This is a genomic window from Mycobacterium sp. WMMD1722 (assembly GCF_049315205.1).
In the GTDB taxonomy this organism is placed as follows: domain Bacteria; phylum Actinomycetota; class Actinomycetes; order Mycobacteriales; family Mycobacteriaceae; genus Mycobacterium.
On the sequence record NZ_CP186056.1, the window covers coordinates 3,051,267 to 3,076,045 of the forward strand.

Consider the following 24,779-nt stretch of genomic DNA (forward strand, 5'->3'; position numbering starts at 1 on the left):
CGATGTGGGCGCGGTCACACCCGCGGTCGCTGAGAGGTCGCTGTGGGTCAGCGCGACTCGGCGTACCGGCCCGGGTTGAACAGCGAGGCGGCCGCCCCGATCAGCATCATCACCGCCGCGGCGATGAACACCACCATCAGACCGGAGTGGAACGGGCCGGTGATCAGATCGGGGAAGAACGTCTTACCGGTCAGCACGTCGGCGTTGACCCCCGGCTGCGCAAGTGCGTGGTAGGGCTCGAGCAGCTCGGCGATCGGGTTGTAGCCGAGGAACGCCGCGAACAGGCTGCCGACCGGCGGCAGGCCCGCGACGTCGGCGGCCACCGACGACGACACGCCCTGGGCCTGCAGTCCGCTGCTCAACGTCGCGGGCAGCGAATGCGCCAACCCGACGATCATCAGCGAGAAGAAGATGCCGATCGACAGCGAAGAGCCGGCGTTGAAGAACGTGGCCCGCACACCCGAGGCGGCGCCGCGTTCGGCGGCGGGCACGCTCGACATGATCGCCGCGGTGTTGGGGGCGGTGAAGATGCCGCCGCCGAGTCCGTTGAGGAAGACCAGCAGCGCGAACAGCCAGTAGTCGAAGTTGACCGGGATCATCACCAGCGCCACGAACGTCACCGCCATCAGCAGCATGCCGCCCACCGTGAACGGGCGCGCGCCGAACCGGTCGGACAGCGAACCGGCGAGCGGACCGGCGACCAGGAAGCCGGCCGTCATCGGCAGCATGTAGATGCCGGCCCACAGCGGGGTGGACTCGAAGCTGAACCCGTGCAACGGCAGCCAGATGCCCTGCAGCCAGATGATGAGCATGAACTGCAGGCCACCCCGGCCGACCGAGGACATCAACCCGGCGAGGTTACCCATGCCGAACGACGCCGAGCGGAACAGCCGGATGTTGACCATCGGTGCGGTGACCCGCAATTCGATGACGCAGAACGCGACCAGCAGCGCCACGCCGAAGCCAATGGCGCCGAGCACCATCGGATTGGTCCAGCCGGTGGTGGAGTCACCGTAGGGCTGGATGCCGTAGGTGATGCCGATGAGCAACACGGTCAGCCCGACGCCGAAGGTCAGCGTGCCCGCCCAGTCGATACGGCCCGGGGTGCGCACCCCGAGTTCGCGCAGCGAGCGATAGCTCCAGATGGTGCCCAGGATGCCGATCGGCACACCGACCCAGAAGATCGCCTTCCAGTTCCACTCGGACAGGAAGCCGCCGATGAGCAGGCCCAGGAAGGACCCGGTGACGGCGGCCACCATGTTCACCCCCAGCGCCATACCGCGCTGGTTGGCGGGGAACGCGTCGGTCAGGATCGCCGAGGACGAGGCCATCAGCATTGCCCCGCCGACGCCCTGCAGGACCCGCCAGGCGATCAGCCACACCGCGCCGCCACCGAGGTGGAACGGGTCGAAGGACAGCGCGATCGCGGCGACGGTGAACACGACGAAGCCCGCGTTGTAGATGCGCACCCGGCCGAACATGTCGCCGAGGCGTCCGACGGGTACCACCAGGACCGCGGTCACGACGAGGTAGCCCATCAGCATCCAGAGCAGATAGCTGACGTTGCCCGGGGCCAGCGGGTTGAGCCCGATGCCGCGGAAGATCGCCGGCAGCGAGATCAGCACGATCGAGGCGTTGATGGTGGCCAGCAGGGTGCCCAAGGTGGTGTTGGACAGGACGATCCACTTGTAGAAGGGGTGGTCGTGGTCCATCTGGATGCGGCGGCGCGACGTCTCCGTCACCGCGGTCTTGGCGTCGGCCACCACCGGTGCCGCGGTCGAATCGAGTTCAGTCGTCATCAGCGTTCTCTTCGTGTCGGAGCAAGTGGGCGCAACACTGCGCAAGCGGTAATACACATATATTAGCTATATAAAACATTGCGGCCAAACTCGTCGCGGTTTCCCCTCGCTCCCGCCGGCCGGCTGCGCTACGTTGGTCACCGCTGGGACACCAGCACCCATCACGCGGGAGCGCGCACCGAGCGCGCTGAGAGGACAGCTGGGGCTGTCGACCGTACGAACCTGACCGGGTAATGCCGGCGTAGGGAGACATTCATGAGTGAAGTTCTGTCGTTGTCCGCGTCCGCCTCGGGCGACCAGGCGCCGGCCACCGTCACCACCGGCCCCATCACCGGGAGCACCAAGGTCTACCGCGACGTCGACGGCATGCGCGTGCCGTTCCGCCGGGTGCACCTGACCAACGGTGAGCACCTCGACCTGTACGACACCTCCGGGCCGTACACCGACGACGCCGCGGTGATCGACCTGCGGGCCGGCCTGCCGGCACGCCCCGGCATCGTCGCAGACCGGGGCACCCAGTCGCAGCGGGCCCGCGCCGGCGAGATCACCGCCGAGATGTCGTTCATCGCCGCACGCGAAGGGGTGCCGGCCGAACTGGTGCGCGACGAGGTGGCCCGCGGTCGCGCGGTCATCCCGGCCAACCACCATCATCCCGAAAGCGAACCGATGATCATCGGCAAGGCGTTCGGCGTGAAAGTCAATGCGAACATCGGCAATTCGGCGGTGCGCTCGTCGATCGCCGAGGAGGTCGACAAGATGGTGTGGGCGACCCGCTGGGGCGCCGACACCATCATGGATCTGTCCACCGGTCGCGACATCCACCTCACCCGGGAGTGGCTGCTGCGCAATTCACCGGTACCGGTCGGCACCGTCCCGATCTATCAGGCGCTCGAGAAGGTCAACGGCGAGCCGACCCGGCTGAGCTGGGAGGTCTACCGCGACACCGTGATCGAGCAGTGTGAACAGGGCGTGGACTACATGACCGTGCACGCCGGGGTGCTGCTGCGCTACATCCCGATGACCGCGCGCCGGATCACCGGCATCGTCAGCCGCGGCGGCTCGATCATGGCTGCCTGGATGCTGGCCCGGCACCGGGAATCCTTCCTCTACGAGCACTTCGCCGACCTCTGCGAGATCCTGGCCCGCTACGACGTCACGTTCTCCCTCGGCGACGGCCTGCGGCCGGGTTCGATCGCCGACGCCAACGACGAGGCGCAGTTCGCCGAGCTGCGCACGTTGGGCGAGCTGACCGCGGTCGCGAAAGCCCATGGCGTGCAGGTGATGATCGAAGGCCCCGGGCATGTGCCGATGCACAAGATCGTGGAAAACGTGCGTCTCGAGGAGGAGGTGTGCCAGGAGGCGCCGTTCTACACCCTCGGCCCGCTGACCACCGACATCGCACCGGCCTATGACCACATCACCTCGGCGATCGGCGCGGCGATCATCGCGCAGGCCGGCACGGCCATGCTGTGCTACGTGACCCCCAAGGAACACCTCGGTCTGCCCGACCGCCAGGACGTCAAGGACGGCGTGATCGCCTACCGGATCGCCGCGCACGCCGCGGATCTGGCCAAGGGGCACCCCCTCGCCCAGCAGCGTGACGACGCACTGTCGAAGGCGCGCTTCGAGTTCCGCTGGCACGACCAGTTCGCGCTGTCGCTCGACCCGGATACCGCGCGGGCGTTCCACGATGAGACGCTGCCCGCCGAACCGGCGAAAACCGCGCACTTCTGCTCGATGTGCGGGCCGAAATTCTGCTCGATGCGGATCACCGCCGACATCCGGGCGGCCTACGGCGACGAGATCGAGAAGGGTATGGCGGACAAGTCCCGGGAGTTCGCCGAACGCGGCAACCGCGTGTATCTACCCTTGGACTCGTGAACTTCCTGCCGCTCAGCCCGCCCGGCCAGACTCCCGTGCGGGTGATGACCATCGCCGGATCGGATTCCGGCGGGGGTGCCGGCATCCAGGCCGATATGCGCACCTTCGCCCTGCTCGGGGTGCACAGCGCCGTCACCGTCACCGCGGTGACCGTGCAGAACTCCTTGGGCGTGCGGGATTTCCACGAGATCCCGCTCGACGTCATCGCCGGCCAGATCGACGCCGTGGTGACCGACATCGGGGTGCAGGCGGCCAAGACCGGCATGCTGGCGTCCTCGGCGATCATCGACACCATCGCGGGCACCTGGCGCGACCTGGGCCAGGCCGGCACCACTCCCCTGGTGGTGGACCCGGTGTGCGCCTCGATGCACGGTGACCCGCTGCTGCACCCCAGCGCCCTGGACACCCTGCGCAACGAACTCTTCCCCCTGGCCACCCTGGTGACGCCGAATCTCGACGAGGTCCGGCTGCTCGTCGGCATCGACGTGGTCGACGAGCGCACCCAGCGCGACGCGGCCAAGGCGCTACACGCGCTGGGTCCGCAGTGGGCGCTGGTCAAAGGCGGGCACCTCCGGTCGTCGGCGCAGAGTCCCGACCTGCTGTACGACGGGGAGAATTTCCACGAGTTCGTTGCGCCCCGGGTGGACACCCCGCACGATCACGGCGCCGGCGACACGCTCGGCGCGGCAGCCGCCTGCGCGCTCGGGCACGGGTTCTCGGTGCCCGACGCGGTGGCATTCGGCAAGACGTGGGTGACCGAGAGCCTGCGCTGGGCCTACCCGCTGGGCGACGGGCACGGCCCGGTGTCGGTGCTGTGGCGCCTCGGCCATCCGTGACCCGCACCGAGATACCGGAGATCGCCGGGGTGGCCCACCACCCCGACGGTGTCCCGACCGGCACGGTGGCGCTGACCCATGGGGCCGGCGGCAGCCGCGAGGCGCCGCTGCTGGAACGGCTCTGCGACGAGTGGGCCCGGCGCGGGTGGCTGGCGGTCCGTTACAACCTGCCCTACCGGCGGCGCCGACCCAAGGGGCCGCCGTCGGGCTCCGCGGTCGCCGACCGGGCCGGCGTGGCCGAGGCGGTGGCGGTGGCGCGCGCCCTGACCGGCGGGCCGGTGATCGCCGGCGGGCATTCCTACGGCGGCCGGATGACCTCCATGGCCGTGGCCGAAGACGCTGTCGGTGTCGATGTCCTGACGCTGTTCTCCTACCCGCTGCACCCGCCGGGCAAGCCGGACCGGCTGCGCACCGAGCATCTGCCGCGCATCGCGGTCCCGACGGTGTTCACCCACGGCAGCTCCGACCCGTTCGGCGGTATCGACGAAATATCGGCGGCCGCCGCCCTCATCGCCGCACCGACCACCGTCGTCGACGTCCCCGGAGCCCGCCACGACCTGGCCTCCCGCACGATGGACGTTCCGGCGCTGGCCGTCGACGCCGCGCTGCGCCTGCTGCGCTGACGGGCCGGCGTCGCCAAGATCACCAGCGGCTATCGTTCTGGCATGACGACGCCCCCGGCCCCGCCACCGCCTCCCGGCCAGCCGCCGTACGGGCAACCCCCACACCAGCAACCCCCCTACGGCCAATACGGGCAATACGGGCAGCCGCCGAACTACGGTCAGCAGCCGCACTATCCACCGCCGCCGCCCCAGCCGTACGCGGGCCCACCGCCGATGCAGCCGCCGAAGAAGAACCGGCTCTGGCTGATCCTCGGCATCGTCGCCGCGCTGCTGATCCTGGCCATCGCGGCCGTGGTCGTCATCGTGTTCGTCGTGGTGGGCAGCGGCACCAAGACCGCCACCGATGTCGGGGTGGGCGACTGCCTGGCCGAGATCCCCGACAGCGCCCGGGTACTGACGGTGAAGACCGTCGATTGCGCCGAGACCCACGCCGGCGAGGTGTTCGCGGTGCTGAACATGCCCGACGGGGACTATCCCGGCGACGCCGCGGTCGAGGAGTATTCGAACCGGTGCGGACCCGCGCTGGCGACGTACTCCCCCGAAGCCATGACCGACGACAGCGTGAAGCTCTACGTCCTCTATCCCACCGAACAGACGTGGGGGCAGGGCGACCGCGCAGTGACGTGTGTCGCCACGCTGGATCCGCCGCGGACCGGATCACTGAAGGGCTGACGGATACCGGGATCCACCCGGTACTTCCGGTACCGTTGTCGGTCATGACTTCGGAGCAGTTCGACGCGGTCATCGTGGGCGCCGGATTCGCCGGAATCGGAGCCGCGATCCAGCTCAAACGGCTGGGAATGACCGATTTCGTGATCCTCGACCGCGAGGACGACCTGGGCGGCACGTGGTATGTCAACCACTATCCCGGCCTGGCCGTCGACGTCCCCACCACGACCTACAGCTACTACTTCGAACCCAACCCGAACTGGTCGCGGCTGTTCTCCACCGGCAACGAGATCAAGCAGTACGCCGACGACGTCGCCGACAAGTACGACGTGCGCCGCCACATCCGGTTCAACACCACGGTCGAGGGTGCCCGCTGGGACGAGGACACCAAGCTGTGGCGGGTGGCGGTGGCCGGGGGCGAGACGCTGAGTGCGCGCTATCTGTTCACCGCCACCGGCTTCCTGTCCCAGCCGCACGTGCCCGACATCCCCGGCATCACCGGATTCGAGGGCAAGGTCATCCACACCACCGATTGGGACGACAGCTTCGACCCAGCCGGACGCCGGGTCGCGATCATCGGCACCGGCGCCACCGCGGTACAGCTGATCCCCGAGTTGGCCAAGTCCGCCGCCGACCTCACGGTGTACCAGCGCACCGCGATCTGGGTGGTGCCCAAGATCGACTTCCGGTTCTCCGAGCGCGCCAAGCGGCTGTTCGCCCGGGTGCCGTTCACCCAGCGGGCGATCCGCGCGGTCACCGATGCCATCTACGAGTTCATGGTGTGGATCGGCATCCTGCACTACCGCGGCAGCCGCGGCCGCGGCAACATCGCCGCCTCCGACCTGGCGAAGATGCACCGGTTCGTCACCATCCGGGACCGGGAACTGCGCCGAAAACTGACCCCGGACTACGACTTCGGCTGCAAGCGGCCGACATTCTCCAACAGCTACTACCGCACGTTCACCAAACCGCATGTGCATCTGCAGGCCGACGGCATCGACCACATCGAGGCCGACGGTATCGTCAACGCCGACGGCACCAAGACCGTCATCGACACCTTGGTTCTCGCCACTGGATTCGACCTGTGGGAAGCCAACTTCCCGGCCATCGAGGTGATCGGCCGCGACGGCCGCAATCTCGGGAAATGGTGGCGGGATACGCGTTTTCAGGCATATCAGGGCGTCACGGTGCCGCAGTTCCCGAACTACATGAGCCTGGCCAGTCCGTACGCGTTCCTGGGGTTGAACTTCTTCAACACCATGGAATACCAGATGCGGCACATGGATCGGCTGTTCGGCGAGCTCAAGCGGCGCGGCGCCACCACCTTCGAGGTGACCGAGGACGCGAACTCCCGATATCTGGACCGGATGACCGAATTGCTCGGCGAGTCGCTGTTCACCAACGGCAACTGTGCCAGCGCACGGTCCTACTATTTCAACCCCAGCGGGGAGGCGACCCTGCTGCGGCCGATGAGCACCAAGGCCGCGGTGCGCGAGGCGTCCGAGTACCCGCTGTCGGACTACCACATCGCCTAGGTCCCGAGGAACATCAGTGAGGAACAGAGTGAAAACCCGTACCCCGAAACGTAATTCGCGTGCCGCCACGGTGGCCGGTCTGGCCGTGGCCGGCACCGGCCTGGCGCACTTCGCCAACCCGAAGATGTTCGAGCCGGTCACCGTCGCGGCGTTCCCGGACAACACCCGTCGCCACGTCTACACCAACGGCAGCATCGAGACGGCGATCGGTCTGGCGCTGGCCGCGCGGCGCACCCGCCGGCTGGGCCTGGCCGGTCTGCTCGGCTACGGCGCCTATTTGGCCGGCAACACCGTGCGCAGCCGGTAGCGTCCCAACAGCGTCAGATCCATCAGTCCGCACACCAGCGCCCGGGTGTAGGGCGAGTTGCGGTACTGCACCAGCCGGCCGAGATCGACGACCACGGCCATGGCGGCATGGACCGCGAACCGCGCCTGCCCGGCCGTCCACTCCGGATGCAGCGCCGCCACCAGATCACCCCACGTCGCCACGGCGGACCGCTGCAGGTTGCGCAGGATCTGCTGGTCACCGGCGGACATGTTGAGCCGCTCGGTGTAGTACACGTAGTCCATCTCGGGCTGGCTGAACGAGCGGGCGACATGGCCGTCGATCAGGCGCGTCAGCGCCTCCTCACGATCCGGCGCGCTGTCGAGGATCGCCGACATCTCGGCTTGCCAACGGTCGGCGTCCCGGCGGAATCCGCCGGCGAGAATCTCGCTCTTGCTAGAGAAGTACCGGTAGATGCCGGAGGCGGGCATGCCGACAGCGGTCGCGATGTCCTCCATCGAGGTGTCGCGGTAGCCCTTCCGGTTGAACAGCTTCATCGACTCGACGAGCAGCGCCTCGTATCTCGACCGGTGAGCCGGCGGGCCGGCCGCTGCCGGCTCGTCGACGTCCGGCAGCTCGGGGAATCCGGCGGTCACCAGCGTCATCACCAAATCGGAGAGCAGCGAACGGATCTGGCCACCCGGTAGTGTCGCCCGATGGTCGACGATGCTGCCGAGCACGCTGATCATCGCCGTCGAGAGGGTCCAGCGCTGGGGCGAATCGAGTTCGGGGCGAAGGACACTCAACGGCTGCTGCACCCGGCGGTGTACGGTGCGGATCTGCCCGTTGAGCGTCGCCTGGTCGTCGCCGCGCAGATACCGGGCCTCCCAGCGGTACAGCCCACCGGAATCCCGGTTGGCCAACGCGGTGTCGCTCAGCGCGACGGCCAGCCGCTGGAGCATCTCGTGGGGGTCGGCGGAGGCGTCGTCGGCGAAGGCGGTTGCGTCGACCAACTGCTGGCCGAGGCCGAGCACTGCGTCGCGGAACAATTCGTACTTGCCGCTGTAGTGGCGGTACAGCGCCGCGGCCGAGATGCCGACCCGTGCCGCAATCGCCTCCATGCTGACGCCGTGGTACCCCAGGCTCGAGAAGGCCTCCGCCGAGACCCGGGCGATCTGGGCCTTGCGGTCCTTCGGGCGGCGGCGAACCACGCCACCGGGTGCGGGCGGGGTGCGCGCCATCTGCCCCACACTAATGCGGTCGATCGGGGCCGGCGTGGTCCACGCTGCGCGCACCGCCCACATACCATCGCCGGGTGGCTCGTGACGGGACCGGATCCGACGACCCTGCGCTGATCCGCCGGCTCGGCCTGACCGACGCCGTGCTGATCGGACTCGGCGCCATGGTCGGCGCCGGGGTGTTCTCCGCCTTCGCACCGGCAGCCGCCGCGGCGGGCAGCGGTCTGCTCATCGGCCTGGCGATCGCCGCGCTGGTCGCCTACTGCAATGCGACGTCATCGGCCTGGCTGGCCGCCCGCTACCCCCAGTCCGGCGGGACGTATGTGTACGGGCGTGAGCGACTGGGCGGGTTCTGGGGTCACCTCGCCGGGTGGAGCTTCGTGGTCGGCAAAACCGCGTCGTGTGCGGCGATCGCCCTCACCGTCGGGTTGTACGCCTGGCCGGAGGCGGCACGGGCGGTTGCGGTGGCCGCCGTCGTGGCCCTGACGGTGCTCAACTACACCGGGGTGCAGAAGTCGGCCCTGCTCACCCGTGTGATCGTCGCGGCGGTGGGCGCCGTCCTGATCGCCGTGGTGGCCATCGTGGCGAGCGCGGGTCACGTCGACGCCGCGCATCTGGAGCTCACCTCCGACAGCACCGTCGGCGGCGTACTGCAGGCCGCCGGCCTGCTGTTCTTCGCCTTCGCCGGCTACGCGCGCATCGCGACCCTGGGTGAAGAGGTCCGGGATCCGGCCCGGACCATCCCCCGCGCCATCCGCACCGCCCTCGGTATCGCGCTCGTGCTCTATGCCGTCGTGGCGGTCACCGTACTGGCCGAGCTGGGACCGGCGCTGTCGTCGTCGAGTGCCCCGTTGGCCGACGCCGTGCAGGCCGCGGGCGCGGGCGGATTCGCCCCCGTGGTACGCGCGGGGGCGAGCGCGGCTGCGCTGGGGTCTCTGCTGGCGCTGATCCTCGGCGTCTCGCGCACCACCCTGGCGATGGCGCGCGATCGGCACCTGCCCCACGCACTGGCCGCGGTACACCCGAAGTTCGGCAGCCCGCACCGTGCCGAGGTCGCCGTCGGCATCGTCGTCGCGGTGCTGTGCGCCACCGTCGACCTGCGCGGCGCCATCGGATTCTCGTCGTTCGCCGTGCTGCTGTACTACGCCGTGGCCAATGCCGCGGCCTGGACGCTGGGTCACCGGGCGGTGCCGGCGCTGGGATTGGTCGGCTGCCTGGTGTTGGCGTTCTCGCTGCCGCTCGATGCGGTGCTCGCCGGAGCGGCGGTGGTGGCGGTGGGCGCCGTGTCGTATGCGGTGCGCGCGCGCCGCTGACTCACCCGACGCCGGTCACATGCACCGACCGGTCCGCCAGTGCAAGATGGGCAACCATGAAACTGACGTGGACGCCCGTCGAGTCGCGGTCCGACGACACGTTCGTCGTCGCGCCCGACGAACGGCTCAGCTGGAGTCGCACCATCGGCATCGGCGCCCAGCATGTGGTCGCCATGTTCGGCGCCACGTTCCTGGTGCCGGTGCTGACCGGCTTCCCGCCGGCCACCACGTTGCTGTTCTCCGGTGTCGGCACCATCCTGTTCCTGCTCATCACCGGCAATCGGCTGCCGAGCTACCTGGGTTCCAGCTTCTCGGTGATCGCTCCGGTGGTCGCGGCCACGGCGGCGCAGGGCACCGGCAGTGCGCTCGGCGGCCTCGTCGCCCTCGGCGTGGTGCTGATCGTCATCGGGGGCGTCGTCCATCTGGTCGGAACCCGCTGGCTCGACGCCACGCTTCCGCCGGTGGTGACCGGCGCCATCGTCGCGCTGATCGGTTTCAACCTGGCGCCGGCAGCCAAGAGCAACTTCGAGCAGGGACCGCTGGTCGGCCTGATCACCCTGGTGCTGCTGGTCGCCACCCTGGCCTTCTTTCGCGGCATCGTCGGCAGATTGGCCATCTTCGGTGCCGTGGTGATCGGGTATCTGATCGCGCTGGCCATGGGCGATGTCGACACCGCGGCCATCGCGGCCGCACCGTGGATCGGCCTGCCGCAGTTCCAGACACCCTCGTTCTCGCTGGCGGTCCTGCCGATGTTCCTGCCCGCGGTGATCGCGCTGATCGCCGAGAACATCGGGCACGTGAAGTCGGTGGGCCAGATGACCCGGACCGACGTCGACCCGCTGATCGGCCGGGCGCTGGCCGCCGACGGCGTCGCCACCACGCTGGCCGGCTTCGGCGGTGGATCGGCCACCACCACCTACGCCGAGAACATCGGCGTGATGGCGGCGACACGGGTGTACTCGACGGCGGCATACTGGGTGGCGGCCGCTGTCGCCATCGTGTTGTCGCTGTGCCCCAAGATCGGGGCGGCCATCTCGGCGATCCCGGCCGGTGTGCTCGGCGGAGCGACGGTGGTGCTCTACGGCCTCGTCGGCGTGCTCGGCGTCCGGATCTGGCTGACCAACCGCGTGGACTTCTCGTTGCCGGTCAACCAGATGACCGCCGCCATCCCCCTGATCATCGGTATCGCCGACTTCACCTGGCAGGCAGGCCAATTGACGTTCACCGGAATCGCCCTCGGGTCGATCGCCGCGCTGCTGGTCTACCACGGGATGCGGCTGCTCGGGTTGCGGACCGCACGAAAGGCCTAGCTCTCAGCGCGGCTGGCGGTGACGGCTGTCGCGCGGCGGCACCCCGTTGGGTCCGTCGATGGACTGCGCGTACGCGCCGACGGCGTAGGCGACCGATGGGGCCATCACCGCCAGCGCGTGGCGGTCGACATTGGTGATGGTGTCGCGGGCGGTGTGGTAGTTCGGATCGAATGCGGCACCGGCCCGCCCACCCCACAATCTCGCCTGAACGGGGGACTTCTGTTGCGCGGCACCGGTGGTGGTCCCACCGATCGGTACACCGGCGGCACGGAACGGATCGTAATCGGTCCGGTCGGCCAGCGGCATGTCCGCCGGCCGCACCCCGGCCAGGTTGAGATATCCGGCGAGCAACCGTTCGATACCCGCCGATCCCTCGGGGACGTCCGCCGAGCCCGCGGCGGCGGTGGACTGGTCGCCGTCGTAGGTGAAGAATCCGGCGTTGGGTGAGCCGAGCATGTCGAAGTTCAGGTACAGCGCGATGTCGTCGAGCTGGTCGCGGTCCAGTCCGCGGACATAGGCCCGCGATCCCTCCAGCCCGATCTCCTCGGAACCCCAGAACGCGAACCGGACGGCGTTGGCGATCTGCGGGGAACTGCCCAGTTGCACCGCGGTTTCGAGCACGGCCGCCACCCCGGTGCCGTTGTCGTTGATCCCCGGTCCACCGCCGATGCTGTCGAGGTGTGCCCCGACCACCACCACGTCATCGGTCGCACCGGTCGTGGTCTGGGCCACCACGTTGCGGGATTTCACCATCACCGGCCTGCCGTCGAGGCGCAGCGAGACCGGAGCGGATGTGCGGCGCAGTGCCGCGTTCGTCGCCGCGTCGATGATGCCGACCGGCGCGGTGAGTCCCCGGTAGTAACCGGGGGTGAACAGCGTCGGCGGGCTGGCGCTGGACGCGTCGAGCGCGATCAGCACGCCGACAGCACCTGCCGCCACGGCGGCGTTCTGCTTGGCGACCACCGAACAGCCGGTGTCGTCGACCACCGCGATCGCGCCCTCGATGTCCACACCCGCGTAGTCGTCGCGGGCGCACCCGGCGGGCTTCGCCGGACGCAGCGTGAGGGCGTTCAGGGCGTCGGGGCCGGTGTCCACCAGCAGCGAGGCTTTCTCGACGGCGTGCTCGCGACCGGAGACGGTCAGGCTCGGATGCCCTCCCGTGGTGCCGCCGTACCGATCGAACTCCGGCGTCTGGACATCGAAGCCCTTGTCGCGCAACACATTCGCCACGTAGTCGACGCTGGCGTCGTATCCGGGGGTGCCCTCGGCGCGTCGCCCGCCGTTGGCCTCGGCGATCTTCTGCAGTGCATCGAGGTGGACGTAGAGCGCATCGACGGTGACGCTGGCCGCCAGCTGCTCGGCGTCGGGTGGCGGCGGTGACGGCGTGGCCGAGCAGGCCGCGACGAGCGCGGCCGCGGCCAGTGTGATCAGTCCGCGACCGATCACGTAGGCCCGGTGGGATGGCGGGTGCGGTCGGCGCGGATCGGTATGCCGTTGCGGCCACGCTGGTCCTGGGCGTACAGGCCGACCGCGAAACCCACTCCGCGACCGTGGATCTCCAGCGCGGTGCGATCGATGGCGTCCACCGTATCGGTCTTCTTGTGGTAGTTCGGGTCGAAGGGGCGGTTGGCTTCGCCACCCCAGATGTCGGCCTCCTCGGGCGACTTCTCCTCTTCGGCGCCGGAGAACAGTCCGCCGGACGGGATACCGGCCGCGGTGAACGGCTGATAATCGGATCGGCCGTCGAAACTGGTGTCGCGCGCCGGTTTACCGGCAACGTCGAGATAGCCGGCCAGGGTGCGTTCGACGCCGGCCGAACCCTCCGGGACCCTGGGGGCGCCGGCGTTGGGATCCCGAGGCGCGGACTGGTCGCCGTCGTAGGCGAAATAGCCCGGGTTGGGTGATCCGAGCATGTCGAAATTGAGGTACAGCGCGATGTCCTGGAGCTGATCGCGGTCGAGCGATTCGACGTAGTTCTGCGAACCGAGCACACCGAGTTCCTCGGCTCCCCAGAACGCGAACCGCACGGCGTTGTGCACCTGCGGTGAACCGCCGAGCCGGCGGGCGGTCTCGAGCACCGCGGCGACGCCGGATCCGTTGTCGTTGATGCCGGGTCCGGCGGGCACGCTGTCCAGGTGGGCACCGGCCATCACCACGTCGGCGGTCGAGCCGGTCTTGGTCTGGGCGATGACGTTTCGGGTGCGCTCGGTGCGAACACCGGCATCCAGCCGTAGGCTCACCGGTCCCGGCGCCGCCCGCAGACCGTCGCCCACGGCCTTGGTGACGCCGACCGCCGGAATGCGTACGTCGGTATCGGTTCCGAGGGTGGCCTGCAGGTTGTCGCCGGCCTGGTTGTTGGCCACGATCACCGCCACCGCACCACGGCCTGCGGCGACGGACTGTTTCACGCCGAAGGGACATTGACCGCGGTCGACGAGCACCACCGCACCCTGCACCGGCAGGCCGTCGTAGTCGTCGGCGGTGCAGCCCGGGCTGTCCTCGCTCCGGGCCAGGACGAGCGGACCGGTGACACCCTGGGGCGGCGTGCCGATGGTGTACTCCAACGCCTTGGCCTCGACCGGCGCACCGGCCACCGTCAGCTCCGGCTTCTCCGCGAACGGCAGCCGCACCTCGAACTCGGGGGTCTGTACGTCGAAACCGCTGTCGCGCAGGGTGTTAACGACGTAGTCGACGCTGGCGTCGTATCCCGGGGTGCCCAGGGCGCGGTTGCCGCCGTTGGCGTCGGCGATCTCTTGCAGCCGCTGCAGGTCGCCCATCATCGCGTCGAGGGAGACCCGGCCGGCGAGTTCGTCGGCGAAGTCCTTCGCGGCCGGCGCTGCCTCCTGCGTCGAGGACGCCGTCTGTGACGGCGCGGGTCCGGTGCCGCTTCCACACCCACCGAGTGACGCGGCCACCGCCATGGCGGCCAGCGCCGCGAGCGTCGTGCGAATCATGGCACCCACGTTAGCGATCAGGCATCGCGGCGATCGACCACCACGACCGCCGCGACGAAGACGGCGGCCACCACGATGGCGAAGTACACGACCGCTCCCGCCTGTCCCCACGGCACGCTGTAGGCCGGGAACAACCAAGCGACGTCGAGGAATTCGAACATGTTCGCGAACGGGAGGTAGGCGCCGATCTCGCTGCCGATGTTGGGCATGTTGCCCAGCACCGGCTCGATCACCAGCGGCCACAGCAGCAGGACGGCCACCGCTCCCGCGGCGAACCGGATCAGCGCACCGACGGCCACCCCGAGGACCGCGGCCAGCACGGCGTAGAGCGTCACCGCGCCGACCGCCCGCCACGTCGACTCGGCCGCCGGCGAGAGACCCGCGATGAGAGCGGCGACGACGCTCGTCAACGCGGCACACAGACCGCTGAAACCACCTGCCACGACCGCTTTGGCGACGAGCACCAGCGGGCGCCGGGGGACGGCCAGGAACGTCGAGCGGATGAGCCCGGAGCGGTATTCCCCGGTCATCGTGAGCGACGCGAGGACCATCAGCACCGGCACACCGAAGACGGCGACGCCGAGGATGGCCTCCTCGGGTGTCATCGGGTCGTAGTCGCTGCTGGCCGCGGTCAGCATGGCGGTCACCCCGAGCGACAGCACGACGACGGCCCCCGCCGACCACAGCGACGAGCGGGTGGTGACCAGTTTGATCCGTTCGGCGTCGAGCACCGGCAGCACGCTCATGGGCGGCCCGCCCGGTAGTCCACTGCGTCATCGGTCATCTTCAGATACGCCTCCTCGAGGGACGCCCGCTGGGGGCTGAGTTCGTGCAGGGTGATCGCGTTGCGGGCCGCCAGTTCTCCGACCACGTCGGCGGACACCCCCAAGACCGTCAGCCCACCCTCGCGCTGGTCGCCGACGCTGATGCCCGCGCCGGTGAGCACATCGCGCAGCTGTTCGGACTGGGGGCTGCGCACCAGAACCGTATCGCCGCCGGATCGGCTCACGAAGTCGCCGACGGTGGTCGAGGCGATGAGCCGCCCCCGGCCAATGACCAGGAGCCGGTCGGCGGTCTGGGCCATCTCCGAGAGCAGGTGGCTGGACACCAGCACGGTGCGGCCCTCCGCGGCCAGCGCGCGCATCAGGGTGCGCACCCAGTGGATGCCCTCGGGGTCGAGCCCGTTGACCGGCTCGTCGAACAGCAGGACCGGCGGGTCACCGAGCAGGGCGGCCGCGATACCCAGCCGCTGCCCCATCCCGAGCGACAGCGCCCCCGCGGCACGGTCGGCGGCGGGCGCCATGCCGACGATCTCGAGCACCTCGTCGACCCGCGACGTCGGGATCCGGTTGGCCGCCGCGATCCACCGGAGGTGATTGCGGGCCGTCCGGTTCGGATGCGCCTGACGGGCGTCGAGTAGGGCACCGACGACGCGCGCCGGGTCGCGCAGAGCGCGATAGGCCACACCGTCGATGGTCGCGGTGCCCGCGGTCGGCCGGTCCAACCCCAGGATCAGCCGCATGGTGGTGGTCTTGCCTGCGCCGTTCGGCCCGAGGAATCCGGTCACCACACCGGGCTCGACCGTGCAGGTCAGACCATCGACGGCGACGGTTGCGCCGTACTTCTTCGTCAGGCCTTCGAGTGCGATCACACCGACCATGGTGTCAGCTCAGTGTCGCGACGATCATGTCCGCAACCGCCCGCATCCCCGCGGCATTGGGGTGCAGCGGGGCCGGCCGACGTGGCCACGGCACCCCGGGCCGGGTGGTCCAGGGCTGGGCGGACCAAGCGTGATGGTCACCGCTGGCCTGAGCCGCCCGCAGCCATTCGCATCCGGTCGCGGTGGCCGCCGCACCGGTGAGCCGCTCGAGCGTGTCGGCCATCCGCCGGCCCAGCGCGACATCGGCGTCCGACAGCGGCGGAGCGGCGGTGCCGGCCGGCGGGAGCAGCGTCAGATAGTCGACGAAGAGCGCACGTGCCTTCGGGGAGCGTTCGCGCACGGCCCGGCCGACCCGCTGCAGGGAGTCGCCGACCGCCACCAGTGCCCGGTCGCGCGCGGTGCGGTCGAACAGCGCACCCACCGGCGGCAGCAGCCGCGCCACCCGCGGCAGTCCGGCCGCCATCAGCATGGGCACATATCCCACGTCGTTGCCGCCGATGGTGATCGTCACCAGCGCCTCGGTGCCGTCGAGGGCGCCGATCTGCGGCGGCGTCCCGTGCTGCGGATCGTCGAGCAGGTGGGCGGTGGTGGCGCCCGAATACGTGACGTCGACCAACTGCAGACCCAGCCGCTCCGACACCAGGTGCGGATAGTTGCGCGCCGACCGCGCGGCCCGCAGCGGCGCACCGGGTGCCGGCGGCCGGATTCCCGGACCCGCCGCCATCGACGAACCCAACGCGACGTAGCGCCCCGTCACAGCGCCGGACTCGACGCCTGGGCCCAGTAGCGCTTGGGAATCCGTCCGGCGTGCCGGGCCAGATGCCCCGCCGTGACCGCGGCGGCCATCGCCGCGGCCATCGCCGGCGGGTCGGCGGCCCGGGTGACGGCGCTGGCCAGCAACACCGCGTCACATCCGAGCTCCATGGCCAGCGCTGCATCGCTGGCCGTTCCGATCCCGGCGTCGAGGATGACGGGCACCCCGGACGCCTCGACGATCATCTCGATGTGATGCGGGTTGGCGATGCCCAGCCCGGTGCCGATCGGCGAACCCAGCGGCATCACCGCCGCGCAGCCGATGTCCTCGAGCCGGCGCGCCAGCACCGGATCGTCGTTGGTGTACGGCAACACCACGAAACCGTCGTCCACCAGTTGCTCTGCCGCGCGCACCAGCTCGACGGCGTCGGGGAGCAGGGTGCGTTCGTCGGCGATCACCTCCAACTTCACCCAGTCGGTACCCAGCGCCTCGCGGGCCAGCTGCGCGGTGAGCACCGCCTCGGCCGCCCCCCGGCACCCGGCCGTATTGGGCAGCGCCATGATGCCGAGCCGGTCGAGCAGGTCGAGCACACCGGTACCGCCCTCGGCGTCGACCCGGCGCACCGCGACGGTGGTCAACTCGGTGCCCGACGCGACCAGCGCGGCTTCCAGGACGGCGAGGTTCGCCGCGCCGCCGGTGCCGCAGATCAGCCGGGATCCGAAGTCCCGGCCGGCGATGGTCAAGGTGGAATCAGCCACCCTGCACCGCCGTCACGACCTCGACGCGCGCGCCGTCGCGCAGCGGCGTGGCCCATTGGGCCCGCGGCAGCACCGACCAGTCCACGGCCACGGCGATACCCCGGTCCGGGAATCCCATTCGCGCCACCAGCTCGGCGACCGTCGTCGCGTCGTCGATCTCCACGTGTTCGTCGTTCACCGTGACGTTCATCGGACACCCCTCATGTCGTGACTCCCACCGTCTCGGCCAGGTCCGCGGCCACCCGCTGGGCGGTCCAGGGCGCCAGCAGGAATCCGTTGCGGCCGTGTCCGGCGGCCAGCACCGTACGGTCGTCGAGCCGATGGACCAGCGGCAGTCCGTCCGGTGTCATCGGCCGTAGCCCGGCGGCGCATTCGGCGAACTCGTACTCGCTCAGCGCCGGCATCACCGTGCAGGCGTCGTCGAGCAGGTCACGCACCCCGCTGACGGCCGGCGCGGTGTCGCGGCCGTGCTCGTACTGTGTCGCACCGATCACCACACCGTCGCGGCGCGGGACCAGATACACCTGTCTGCCGTGCACCCGCGCGCGAATCACCCGGCGCGGTACCGGCATACACCCGCGCCGCCACCGCAGCCGCAGCACTTCGCCCTTGACCGGCCGAATGGGCAGCCCTGGCCACAGCGCCGGGGCGTCGACCCCGTTGGCGATCACCCGCACGTCGACGTCGTCGACCGCGGACAGATCGGTTACCGCGGGCGCCCACCGCACGCCCAGCCGCTCGCACTGCGCGGCCAATGCGTCGACGAGGGCGCGGTTGTCGACGGCCAGTTCGGTGTCGGCGACGAAGCCGTGCCGGATGCCCTGCGCAAGCAGCGGTTCGATCTCGCGTGCCGCCGAGGTCAGTGTGACGGGGTGGCCCTGCGCGCCCAGCCATTGCCCGACCGTGCGCAGATCCGCGGCGTCGGCGCGGTCCACCGCCACCACCAGGGATTCGCGTGCGGTCACGACCTCGGGCGGGAGGCCGTCGAGGAAGCCGGTGTGCCACAGCCGCAGCGAGTCGAGGCCGAGGCGCAGGAGAGCCTCCTCACCGGGCCAGGCTTCGCTGTGCGGGGCGAGCATTCCGCCGGCCACCCAGGAGGCGCCTCGGTCGTGGCCGCGGTGCACCCGCACCGACCATCCGTCCTGGGCGGCGCGGCGGGCGACGGCCAGCCCGATCACACCGCCGCCGACGACGGCCAGGGTCCGCTCCACAAACACCTCCCTTCGCCGGCATGACCCGGATCAGGTTTGACGGTCAGGGCCGGCTGTCTGGCCCACTCTCAGTCCCGCGTCCCCGGGACTCCCGTGTCGGCGACCCACGGTAGTCGCTAGCGTTCGGATGTGCACGAAGCCGACCGACGCCCCGCGCCAGCGCTCACCGACGCCCGGCTGTATCTGTGCACCGACGCCCGTCGCGACCGCGGCGACCTCGCGGATTTCGCCGACGCCGCCCTGGCCGGCGGGGTCGACGTGATCCAGCTGCGGGACAAGGGGTCGGCCGGCGAGCAGCGGTTCGGACCGCTGGAAGCACGCGCGGAACTCGCTGCGCTGGAGATCCTGGCCGATGCCGCGCACCGGCACGGGGCGCTGCTGGCGGTCAACGACCGCGCCGACATCGCGCTGGCCGGGAACGCCGACGTCCTGCATCTGGGCCAGGACGATCTGCCGCTCGAGGTGGCCCGCGGCATCATCGGCGAGCGGCCGCTGATCGGACGGTCCACCCACGACCTCGACCAGGCCATTGCCGCCGTCACCGAGGACGTCGACTATTTCTGCGTCGGCCCGTGCTGGCCGACGCCCACCAAACCGGGCCGGCGGTCACCGGGGCTGGATCTGGTCCGCGCGGCGGCGGCACTGCAGACCGACAAGCCATGGTTCGCGATCGGCGGGATCGACGAGGAGCGGCTGCCCGAGGTGCTGGCCGCCGGCGCTCGGCGCATCGTGGTGGTCCGGGCCATCACCGCCGCCGACGACCCGGCTGCGGCCGCTAGGCGCCTTCGGACCGCTCTGACCGCCGACCGTTGACCAGCAGCGGAATGGACGCGGTGACGCTGCGCAACCGCTGCCAGCTGGCGGCGAACCCCGGGTGCAGCGGTAGCGAGTCGACCTCGTCCTCCCCCACCCAGCGCAGTTCGGCGCTCTCCCGGTTCGGCACGGTGTCGAGCTGCTCGGCGGCATCGGCGATCACGGTCGTATAGGTCCAGCCGCTGAATTCGGCGGTCACCACGGTGGTGCGCACGGTGAGTCGCTCGGCGGGCAGTCCGGCTTCCTCGTGCGCCTCCCGGACCGCGGCCTGTTCGGGCGTCTCGTGGCTGTCGCGAGCACCGCCCGGCAGCCCCCACGTTCCGCCCTGGTGACTCCACGGGGCCCGGTGTTGCAGCAGAACTGCCGCCGATCCGTCCGGCCGGGGCGCCCGCAGCAGCAGTCCGGCCGCTCCATGACGCCCCCAGAACCGTCCGCCACTTTCGGAGAACACCCAGCCGTCACCGTCCCCACGCACGAATACAGGATATGCGGCGATCCCTCCGACGGCTCTGTCCCGATTCGGCGCGCGGCGTACCGGTAACTCTTAGGATTCTCAGATACGTTGGACGGGTCGGAAAGTTGCCGAATAGATGAGGACCGCACACAGGTGACTGTGGAGTTGGCGCACCCGTCAACCGAGCCGCTGGCGTCCCGGTCCCCGACCACGCCGGCGCATCCTCGCTGGTGGTTTCTCTGGACCACCCCGGGCCGGATCCTGACCATCGGCTTGGTGCTCTCGGCGTTGGCGATCGCCAGCGCCCTGGCCACCTCGACCACGATCGACGATCGTCAGCAGGCGCTGACCACGGTGCTCGACCACACCGAACCGCTGTCGTTCGCGGCCGGGCAGCTCTACACACGGCTCTCGGTGGCCGATGCGGCGGCGGCCACCGCCTTCATCGCCGGCACCGAACCGCGCGACGTCCGGCAACGCTACGAGCAGGCGATCACCGATGCCGCGGTGGCCCTGACCCGGGCCTCGAGTGGTCTGACCGACGAGGACCTGGTGCAGCTGCTCGGCCGGATCAACGCCGAGCTCGCGGTCTACACCGGGCTGGTCGAGACGGCGCGCACCAACAACCGGTCGGGTAACCCGGTGGGTTCGTCGTATCTCTCGGAGGCCTCGTCGCTGATGCAGGCGAAGATCCTGCCGGACGCCCAGCGGCTGTACGAGCAGACCTCGGCGCGGGTGGACGAGGAGACGACCGCCTCGACGCGGATCCCGGCCCCGGTGATCCTGGTGGTGCTCGCCACCCTGCTGTTCGGGCTGTTCGCCAACCGCTGGCTGGCGCGGCGCACCCGGCGTCGGGTGAACGCCGGGTTCGTCGCGGGCGGGCTCGCGGTGCTGATCATGGTGCTCTGGGTCGGCACCGCACTGACCATCTCGACCGCCGACAGCCGCAGCGCCAAGGGCGCCGGCGCGGAGTCACTCAAGACGATCACCACGCTGGCCATCACCGCCCAGCAGGCCCGGGCGGACGAGACCTTGGCGCTGATCCGCCGCGGTGACGAGGATGTGCGCAAGCAGTCCTACTATCAGCGCATCGACGTGATGCAGTCGCAGCTGTCGGACTACCTCGAACGGGACAACGCGATCGACAAGACCGACCTGCTCGCGGCGGAGAAGCTGTTGACCCGGTGGCGGGCCGCCGACGACCGCATCAACGCCTACATCGCGGTCGGTAACTACCAGGCCGCCACCCAGGTGGCGCTCGGAACCGGGGAGGACGATTCGACGCCGGCGTTCGACGAGCTCAACGAGGCACTGAACAAAGGCATCGAGCAGAGTCGTACCCAACTGCGCAGCGACATCCTCAATGCCCGGCGGGTGCTCTCAGGTGCGACGGCGGGTGCGGCGGTGCTCAGTGTGATCGCGGCGATCGCGGTGGCGCTCGGGTTGTGGCCACGATTGAGTGAGTACCGGTGATGAAGCGCCTCGTTGCTCTCCTCGCCGCAGCGACGCTGCTGGCCGGCTGCGCGCAGGCCGGATCGACCGATGCCGCACCCGGTGTGACGCTGGCACCGCCGAGCCCGGCGGGTATGCAGGAGCTGCCGCCGGAGCCGGTTCGGGTGCCGATGCCCGCCAACAACGACTGCAACCGCACCGCCAGCCTCCGTCCGTTCCCCACCCAGGACGAGGCCGATGAGGCCGTCGCCAACATCCGCAACCGCGGCCGGCTCATCGTCGGCCTCGACATCGGCAGCAATCTGTTCTCGTTCCGGGATCCGATCACCGGGGACATCACCGGTTTCGACGTCGATATCGCCGGGGAGATCGCCCGCGACATCTTCGGCAGCCCGGCGCAGGTCGAGTACCGCATCTTGTCGTCGGCCGACCGGATCGCCGCGCTGCGCAACAATCAGGTCGACGTCGTCGTCAAGACCATGACCATCACCTGTGAGCGCAAGAAGCAGGTCGCCTTCTCCACCGTGTACCTCACCGCCAACCAGCGCATCCTGGCCCCGCGCGATTCGGCGATCACGCGGGCCGCCGACCTGTCGGGCAAGCGGGTGTGCGTCGTCAAGGGCACCACGTCGCTGCGGCGCATCCAGCAGATCAGTCCGTCACCGATCATCGTGGCGACGGTGACATGGGCCGACTGTCTGGTGGCGCTGCAGCAGCGGCAGGTCGACGCCGTCAGCACGGACGACGCGATCCTGGCCGGGCTGGTGTCCCAGGATCCCTATCTGCACATCGTCGGACCGAGCCTCAACGAGGAGCCCTACGGCATCGGCGTCAACCTGGAGAACACCGGCCTGGTCCGCTTCGTCAACGGCACCCTGGCGCGCATCCGCCGCGACGGCACCTGGTACGCGCTGTACCGCAAGTGGCTGACGGTCCTGGGTCCGGCGCCGTCGCCACCCGTGGCGAGGTACGTGGACTGATGTCTGACACCGAGGAGGAACCGGGCACCCAGCCCGCGAGCCTCGACGACCTCGAGCTGGATTCGATGTCGACGATGCGGCCGATGGCCACCCAAGCGGTGTACCGCCCGAACTTCGACGATTCGGACAGCATCGGCTTCCACACCGGGGACACCGAACCCCAGGATCACGCGACGACCATCGTGCGCACCCTCTCGCCGGTGCGCCGACTCGGTGGCGGACTGGTCGAGATCCCGCGGGTGCCGGCCAAGGATCCGCTCGAAGCGCTGATGACCAATCCGGTGGTCGCCGAGGCGAAGCGCTTCTGCTGGAACTGCGGACGCCCGGTGGGACGGTCCTCCTCGGACGGCGAAGCGCTGTCGGAGGGCTGGTGCCCGCACTGCGGCAGCCCGTATTCCTTCCTGCCGCAACTCAATCCCGGCGATATGGTCGCCGACCAGTACGAGATCAAGGGGTGCATCGCCCACGGCGGGCTGGGCTGGGTGTACCTGGCGTTCGACCACAATGTCAACGAACGGCCGGTGGTGCTCAAGGGTCTGGTGCATTCGGGCGACGCCGAGGCGCAGGCGATCGCGATGGCTGAGCGCCAGTTCCTGGCCGAGGTCACCCACCCCGGCATCGTCAAGATCTACAACTTCGTCGAGCACGAGGACAAGCACGGCAATCCCGTCGGGTACATCGTCATGGAGTACGTCGGCGGTGCGTCACTCAAACAGGCCAAGGGACACCGGCTTCCGGTCGCCCAGGCCATCGGCTACATGCTGGAGATCCTGCCGGCGCTGGGTTATCTGCACTCGATCGGTCTGACGTACAACGACCTCAAACCCGAGAACATCATGCTGACCGAGGACCAGGTCAAGCTGATCGACCTGGGGGCGGTGTCGACGATCAACTCGTTCGGCTATCTGTACGGCACGCCGGGTTATCAGGCACCCGAGATCGTGCGGACGGGTCCGACGGTGCAGAGCGACATCTACACCGTGGGCCGGACGCTGGCCGCGTTGACACTCGAATTGCGCACGCGCAAGGGCCGTTACGTCGACGGGCTACCTGAAGGCGATCCGGTGCTCACCCAGTACGACTCGTTCGCGCGGCTGCTGCGCCGGGCGACCGATCCGGATCCGCGGCGCCGTTTCGGCAGTTCAGAGGAGATGTCCTCGCAGCTGCTCGGCGTGCTGCGCGAGGTGGTCGCCAAGGACACCGGGGTACCCCGGCCGGGTCTGTCGACGGTGTTCTCACCGTCGCGTTCGACGTTCGGCGTCGACCTGCTGGTGGCCCACACCGACGTCTACGTCGACGGTCAGGTGCACTCCGAGAAGCTGACCGCCCAGGAGATCGTCAAGGCGCTGCCGGTGCCGCTGCTCGACCCGGCCGACGTCGGCGCCACCGTCCTGTCGGCGACAGTGCTCAGCGAGCCGGTCCAGACCCTGGATTCGCTGCGGGCGGCCCGGCACGGATCGCTGGACTCCGAAGGCATCGACCTGTCCGAATCGGTCGAGCTGCCGCTGATGGAGACCCGTGCGCTCCTCGATCTGGGTGACGTGGCGAAGGCGACGAAGAAGCTCGACGATCTGGCCGCGCGGGTGGGTTGGCGTTGGCGGTTGGTGTGGTTCCGCGCGGTCTCGGAACTGCTGTCCGGCGAGTTGGAGGCGGCGACCAAACACTTCACCGAGGTGCTCGACACCGTGCCCGGCGAGCTCGCGCCGAAGCTGGCGCTGGCCGCGACCGCGGAGTTGGCGGGATGGGACGCCGCACCCAGCGCGGAGCGCAATTTCTACCACACGGTGTGGGGCACCGACCGCGGTGTGATCTCGGCGGCCTTCGGCATGGCGCGCGCTCAATCGGTGCAGGGCGATCGCGACGGCGCCGTCCGCACCCTCGACCAAGTACCGGCCACCTCACGGCATTTCACCACGGCGCGGTTGACCAGTGCGGTGACGCTGTTGTCGGGCCGCTCGTCGAGCGAGATCACCGAACAGCAGATCCGCGATGCCGCGCGACGAGTGGAAGCCCTGCCCGACACCGAGCCGCGGGTACTGCAGATCCGCGCGCTGGTGCTCGGCACCGCGATGGACTGGCTGGCCGACCACGATGCGAGCACCAACCACATCCTGGGCTTTCCGTTCACCGAGCACGGGCTGCAACTGGGCGTGGAGGCGTCACTACGCGCACTGGCCAGAGTGGCCCCGACGCAGGCGCATCGCTATGCGCTGGTCGACCTGGCCAACAGCGTGCGCCCGCCGAGCGCTTTCTAGCGGCTAACCGTTCGAGTGT

General features: G+C 69.7%; 23 protein-coding genes and 2 riboswitches. Of the genes, 12 read left to right on the forward strand and 11 right to left on the reverse strand.

Annotation, left to right across the window (positions count from 1 at the left end):
- Positions 1-47: 47 nt before the first annotated feature.
- A complete protein-coding gene (locus ACN27E_RS14695; RefSeq protein ID WP_422742485.1) occupies positions 48-1,799 on the reverse strand; it encodes an MFS transporter in 1,752 nt (583 codons plus the stop codon).
- 155 nt (positions 1,800-1,954) lie between these two features.
- Positions 1,955-2,064: riboswitch (TPP riboswitch) on the forward strand.
- Here ACN27E_RS14695 and thiC point away from each other — a divergent pair.
- The 6 genes from thiC to ACN27E_RS14725 all read left to right on the forward strand — a co-directional run bounded on the left by thiC (position 2,055) and on the right by ACN27E_RS14725 (position 7,650).
- Positions 2,055-3,680, forward strand: a complete 1,626-nt coding sequence (gene thiC / locus ACN27E_RS14700) for a phosphomethylpyrimidine synthase ThiC (protein ID WP_422742487.1) — start codon at positions 2,055-2,057, stop codon at positions 3,678-3,680. Its footprint overlaps the riboswitch before it by 10 nt.
- On the forward strand, positions 3,677-4,516 hold the full coding sequence (gene thiD, locus ACN27E_RS14705) for a bifunctional hydroxymethylpyrimidine kinase/phosphomethylpyrimidine kinase (RefSeq protein ID WP_422742489.1): 840 nt from the start codon (positions 3,677-3,679) through the stop codon (positions 4,514-4,516). Before thiC ends, thiD begins: the two co-directional genes overlap by 4 nt.
- Entirely contained in the window at positions 4,513-5,139 is a 627-nt protein-coding gene (locus ACN27E_RS14710) for an alpha/beta family hydrolase (RefSeq protein ID WP_422742491.1), read from the forward strand. Before thiD ends, ACN27E_RS14710 begins: the two co-directional genes overlap by 4 nt.
- 42 nt (positions 5,140-5,181) lie before the next feature.
- Complete coding sequence (locus ACN27E_RS14715) at positions 5,182-5,811, forward strand: septum formation family protein (protein WP_422742493.1); 630 nt, start codon at positions 5,182-5,184, stop codon at positions 5,809-5,811.
- Positions 5,812-5,855: 44 nt separating this feature from the next.
- A complete protein-coding gene (locus ACN27E_RS14720) occupies positions 5,856-7,343 on the forward strand; it encodes a flavin-containing monooxygenase (RefSeq protein WP_422742495.1) in 1,488 nt (495 codons plus the stop codon).
- Between the two features lie 28 nt (positions 7,344-7,371).
- On the forward strand, positions 7,372-7,650 hold the full coding sequence (locus ACN27E_RS14725) for a hypothetical protein (protein WP_422742497.1): 279 nt from the start codon (positions 7,372-7,374) through the stop codon (positions 7,648-7,650).
- Here the strand turns inward: ACN27E_RS14725 and ACN27E_RS14730 are convergent.
- Complete coding sequence (locus tag ACN27E_RS14730) at positions 7,617-8,849, reverse strand: TetR/AcrR family transcriptional regulator (RefSeq protein ID WP_422742499.1); 1,233 nt, start codon at positions 8,847-8,849, stop codon at positions 7,617-7,619. The genes ACN27E_RS14725 and ACN27E_RS14730 overlap by 34 nt on opposite strands.
- A 74-nt stretch (positions 8,850-8,923) precedes the next feature.
- On the opposite strand from ACN27E_RS14730, the gene ACN27E_RS14735 reads away from it, so the two are divergent.
- The gene (locus ACN27E_RS14735; RefSeq protein ID WP_422742501.1) at positions 8,924-10,159 is read left to right on the forward strand and encodes an APC family permease; all 1,236 of its coding nucleotides are present in this window, start codon (positions 8,924-8,926) and stop codon (positions 10,157-10,159) included.
- A gap of 56 nt (positions 10,160-10,215) precedes the next feature.
- Positions 10,216-11,469 carry a uracil-xanthine permease family protein gene (locus tag ACN27E_RS14740; RefSeq protein WP_422742503.1) on the forward strand — a complete coding sequence of 418 codons (1,254 nt, stop codon included), beginning with the start codon at positions 10,216-10,218 and terminating at the stop codon, positions 11,467-11,469.
- Between the two features lie 3 nt (positions 11,470-11,472).
- Here the strand turns inward: ACN27E_RS14740 and ACN27E_RS14745 are convergent, their stop codons facing one another.
- The 8 genes from ACN27E_RS14745 to thiO all read right to left on the reverse strand — a co-directional run bounded on the left by ACN27E_RS14745 (position 11,473) and on the right by thiO (position 18,806).
- Positions 11,473-12,915 (reverse strand): M28 family peptidase, encoded by a 1,443-nt coding sequence (locus ACN27E_RS14745; protein WP_422742505.1) that lies wholly within the window; start codon positions 12,913-12,915, stop codon positions 11,473-11,475.
- On the reverse strand, positions 12,912-14,423 hold the full coding sequence (locus ACN27E_RS14750) for a M28 family metallopeptidase (RefSeq protein ID WP_422742507.1): 1,512 nt from the start codon (positions 14,421-14,423) through the stop codon (positions 12,912-12,914). The genes ACN27E_RS14745 and ACN27E_RS14750 overlap by 4 nt, the downstream gene beginning before the upstream one ends.
- Before the next feature lie 17 nt (positions 14,424-14,440).
- Positions 14,441-15,169, reverse strand: a complete 729-nt coding sequence (locus ACN27E_RS14755) for an ABC transporter permease (RefSeq protein WP_422742509.1) — start codon at positions 15,167-15,169, stop codon at positions 14,441-14,443.
- A complete protein-coding gene (locus ACN27E_RS14760) occupies positions 15,166-16,074 on the reverse strand; it encodes an ABC transporter ATP-binding protein (RefSeq protein ID WP_422742511.1) in 909 nt (302 codons plus the stop codon). The genes ACN27E_RS14755 and ACN27E_RS14760 overlap by 4 nt, the downstream gene beginning before the upstream one ends.
- Positions 16,075-16,087: 13 nt before the next feature.
- Positions 16,088-16,840, reverse strand: coding sequence for an SGNH/GDSL hydrolase family protein (locus ACN27E_RS14765; protein WP_422742513.1), 753 nt, complete (start codon positions 16,838-16,840; stop codon positions 16,088-16,090).
- Positions 16,837-17,595, reverse strand: a complete 759-nt coding sequence (locus tag ACN27E_RS14770) for a thiazole synthase (protein WP_422742515.1) — start codon at positions 17,593-17,595, stop codon at positions 16,837-16,839. Before ACN27E_RS14770 ends, ACN27E_RS14765 begins: the two co-directional genes overlap by 4 nt.
- Complete coding sequence (gene thiS, locus ACN27E_RS14775) at positions 17,588-17,785, reverse strand: sulfur carrier protein ThiS (RefSeq protein ID WP_422742517.1); 198 nt, start codon at positions 17,783-17,785, stop codon at positions 17,588-17,590. Before thiS ends, ACN27E_RS14770 begins: the two co-directional genes overlap by 8 nt.
- Before the next feature lie 10 nt (positions 17,786-17,795).
- A complete protein-coding gene (gene thiO / locus ACN27E_RS14780; protein WP_422742519.1) occupies positions 17,796-18,806 on the reverse strand; it encodes a glycine oxidase ThiO in 1,011 nt (336 codons plus the stop codon).
- Positions 18,797-18,911: riboswitch (TPP riboswitch) on the reverse strand. It overlaps the preceding gene by 10 nt.
- Before the next feature lie 24 nt (positions 18,912-18,935).
- Between thiO and thiE the strand changes: the two genes are divergently transcribed.
- Positions 18,936-19,619, forward strand: a complete 684-nt coding sequence (gene thiE, locus ACN27E_RS14785; protein ID WP_422742520.1) for a thiamine phosphate synthase — start codon at positions 18,936-18,938, stop codon at positions 19,617-19,619.
- Here the strand turns inward: thiE and ACN27E_RS14790 are convergent.
- Positions 19,582-20,094 carry an NUDIX hydrolase gene (locus tag ACN27E_RS14790; protein ID WP_422742522.1) on the reverse strand — a complete coding sequence of 171 codons (513 nt, stop codon included), beginning with the start codon at positions 20,092-20,094 and terminating at the stop codon, positions 19,582-19,584. The genes thiE and ACN27E_RS14790 overlap by 38 nt on opposite strands.
- 132 nt (positions 20,095-20,226) lie before the next feature.
- On the opposite strand from ACN27E_RS14790, the gene glnX reads away from it, so the two are divergent.
- From glnX to ACN27E_RS14805, 3 genes are read left to right on the forward strand one after another with little or no spacing between them, the layout of a single operon-like run.
- Complete coding sequence (gene glnX, locus ACN27E_RS14795; RefSeq protein ID WP_422742523.1) at positions 20,227-21,546, forward strand: protein kinase G-activating protein GlnX; 1,320 nt, start codon at positions 20,227-20,229, stop codon at positions 21,544-21,546.
- Positions 21,546-22,505, forward strand: coding sequence for a glutamate ABC transporter substrate-binding protein (locus tag ACN27E_RS14800; RefSeq protein ID WP_422742524.1), 960 nt, complete (start codon positions 21,546-21,548; stop codon positions 22,503-22,505). Before glnX ends, ACN27E_RS14800 begins: the two co-directional genes overlap by 1 nt.
- On the forward strand, positions 22,505-24,760 hold the full coding sequence (locus tag ACN27E_RS14805; protein WP_422742526.1) for a serine/threonine-protein kinase PknG: 2,256 nt from the start codon (positions 22,505-22,507) through the stop codon (positions 24,758-24,760). Before ACN27E_RS14800 ends, ACN27E_RS14805 begins: the two co-directional genes overlap by 1 nt.
- Positions 24,761-24,779: the final 19 nt, after the last annotated feature.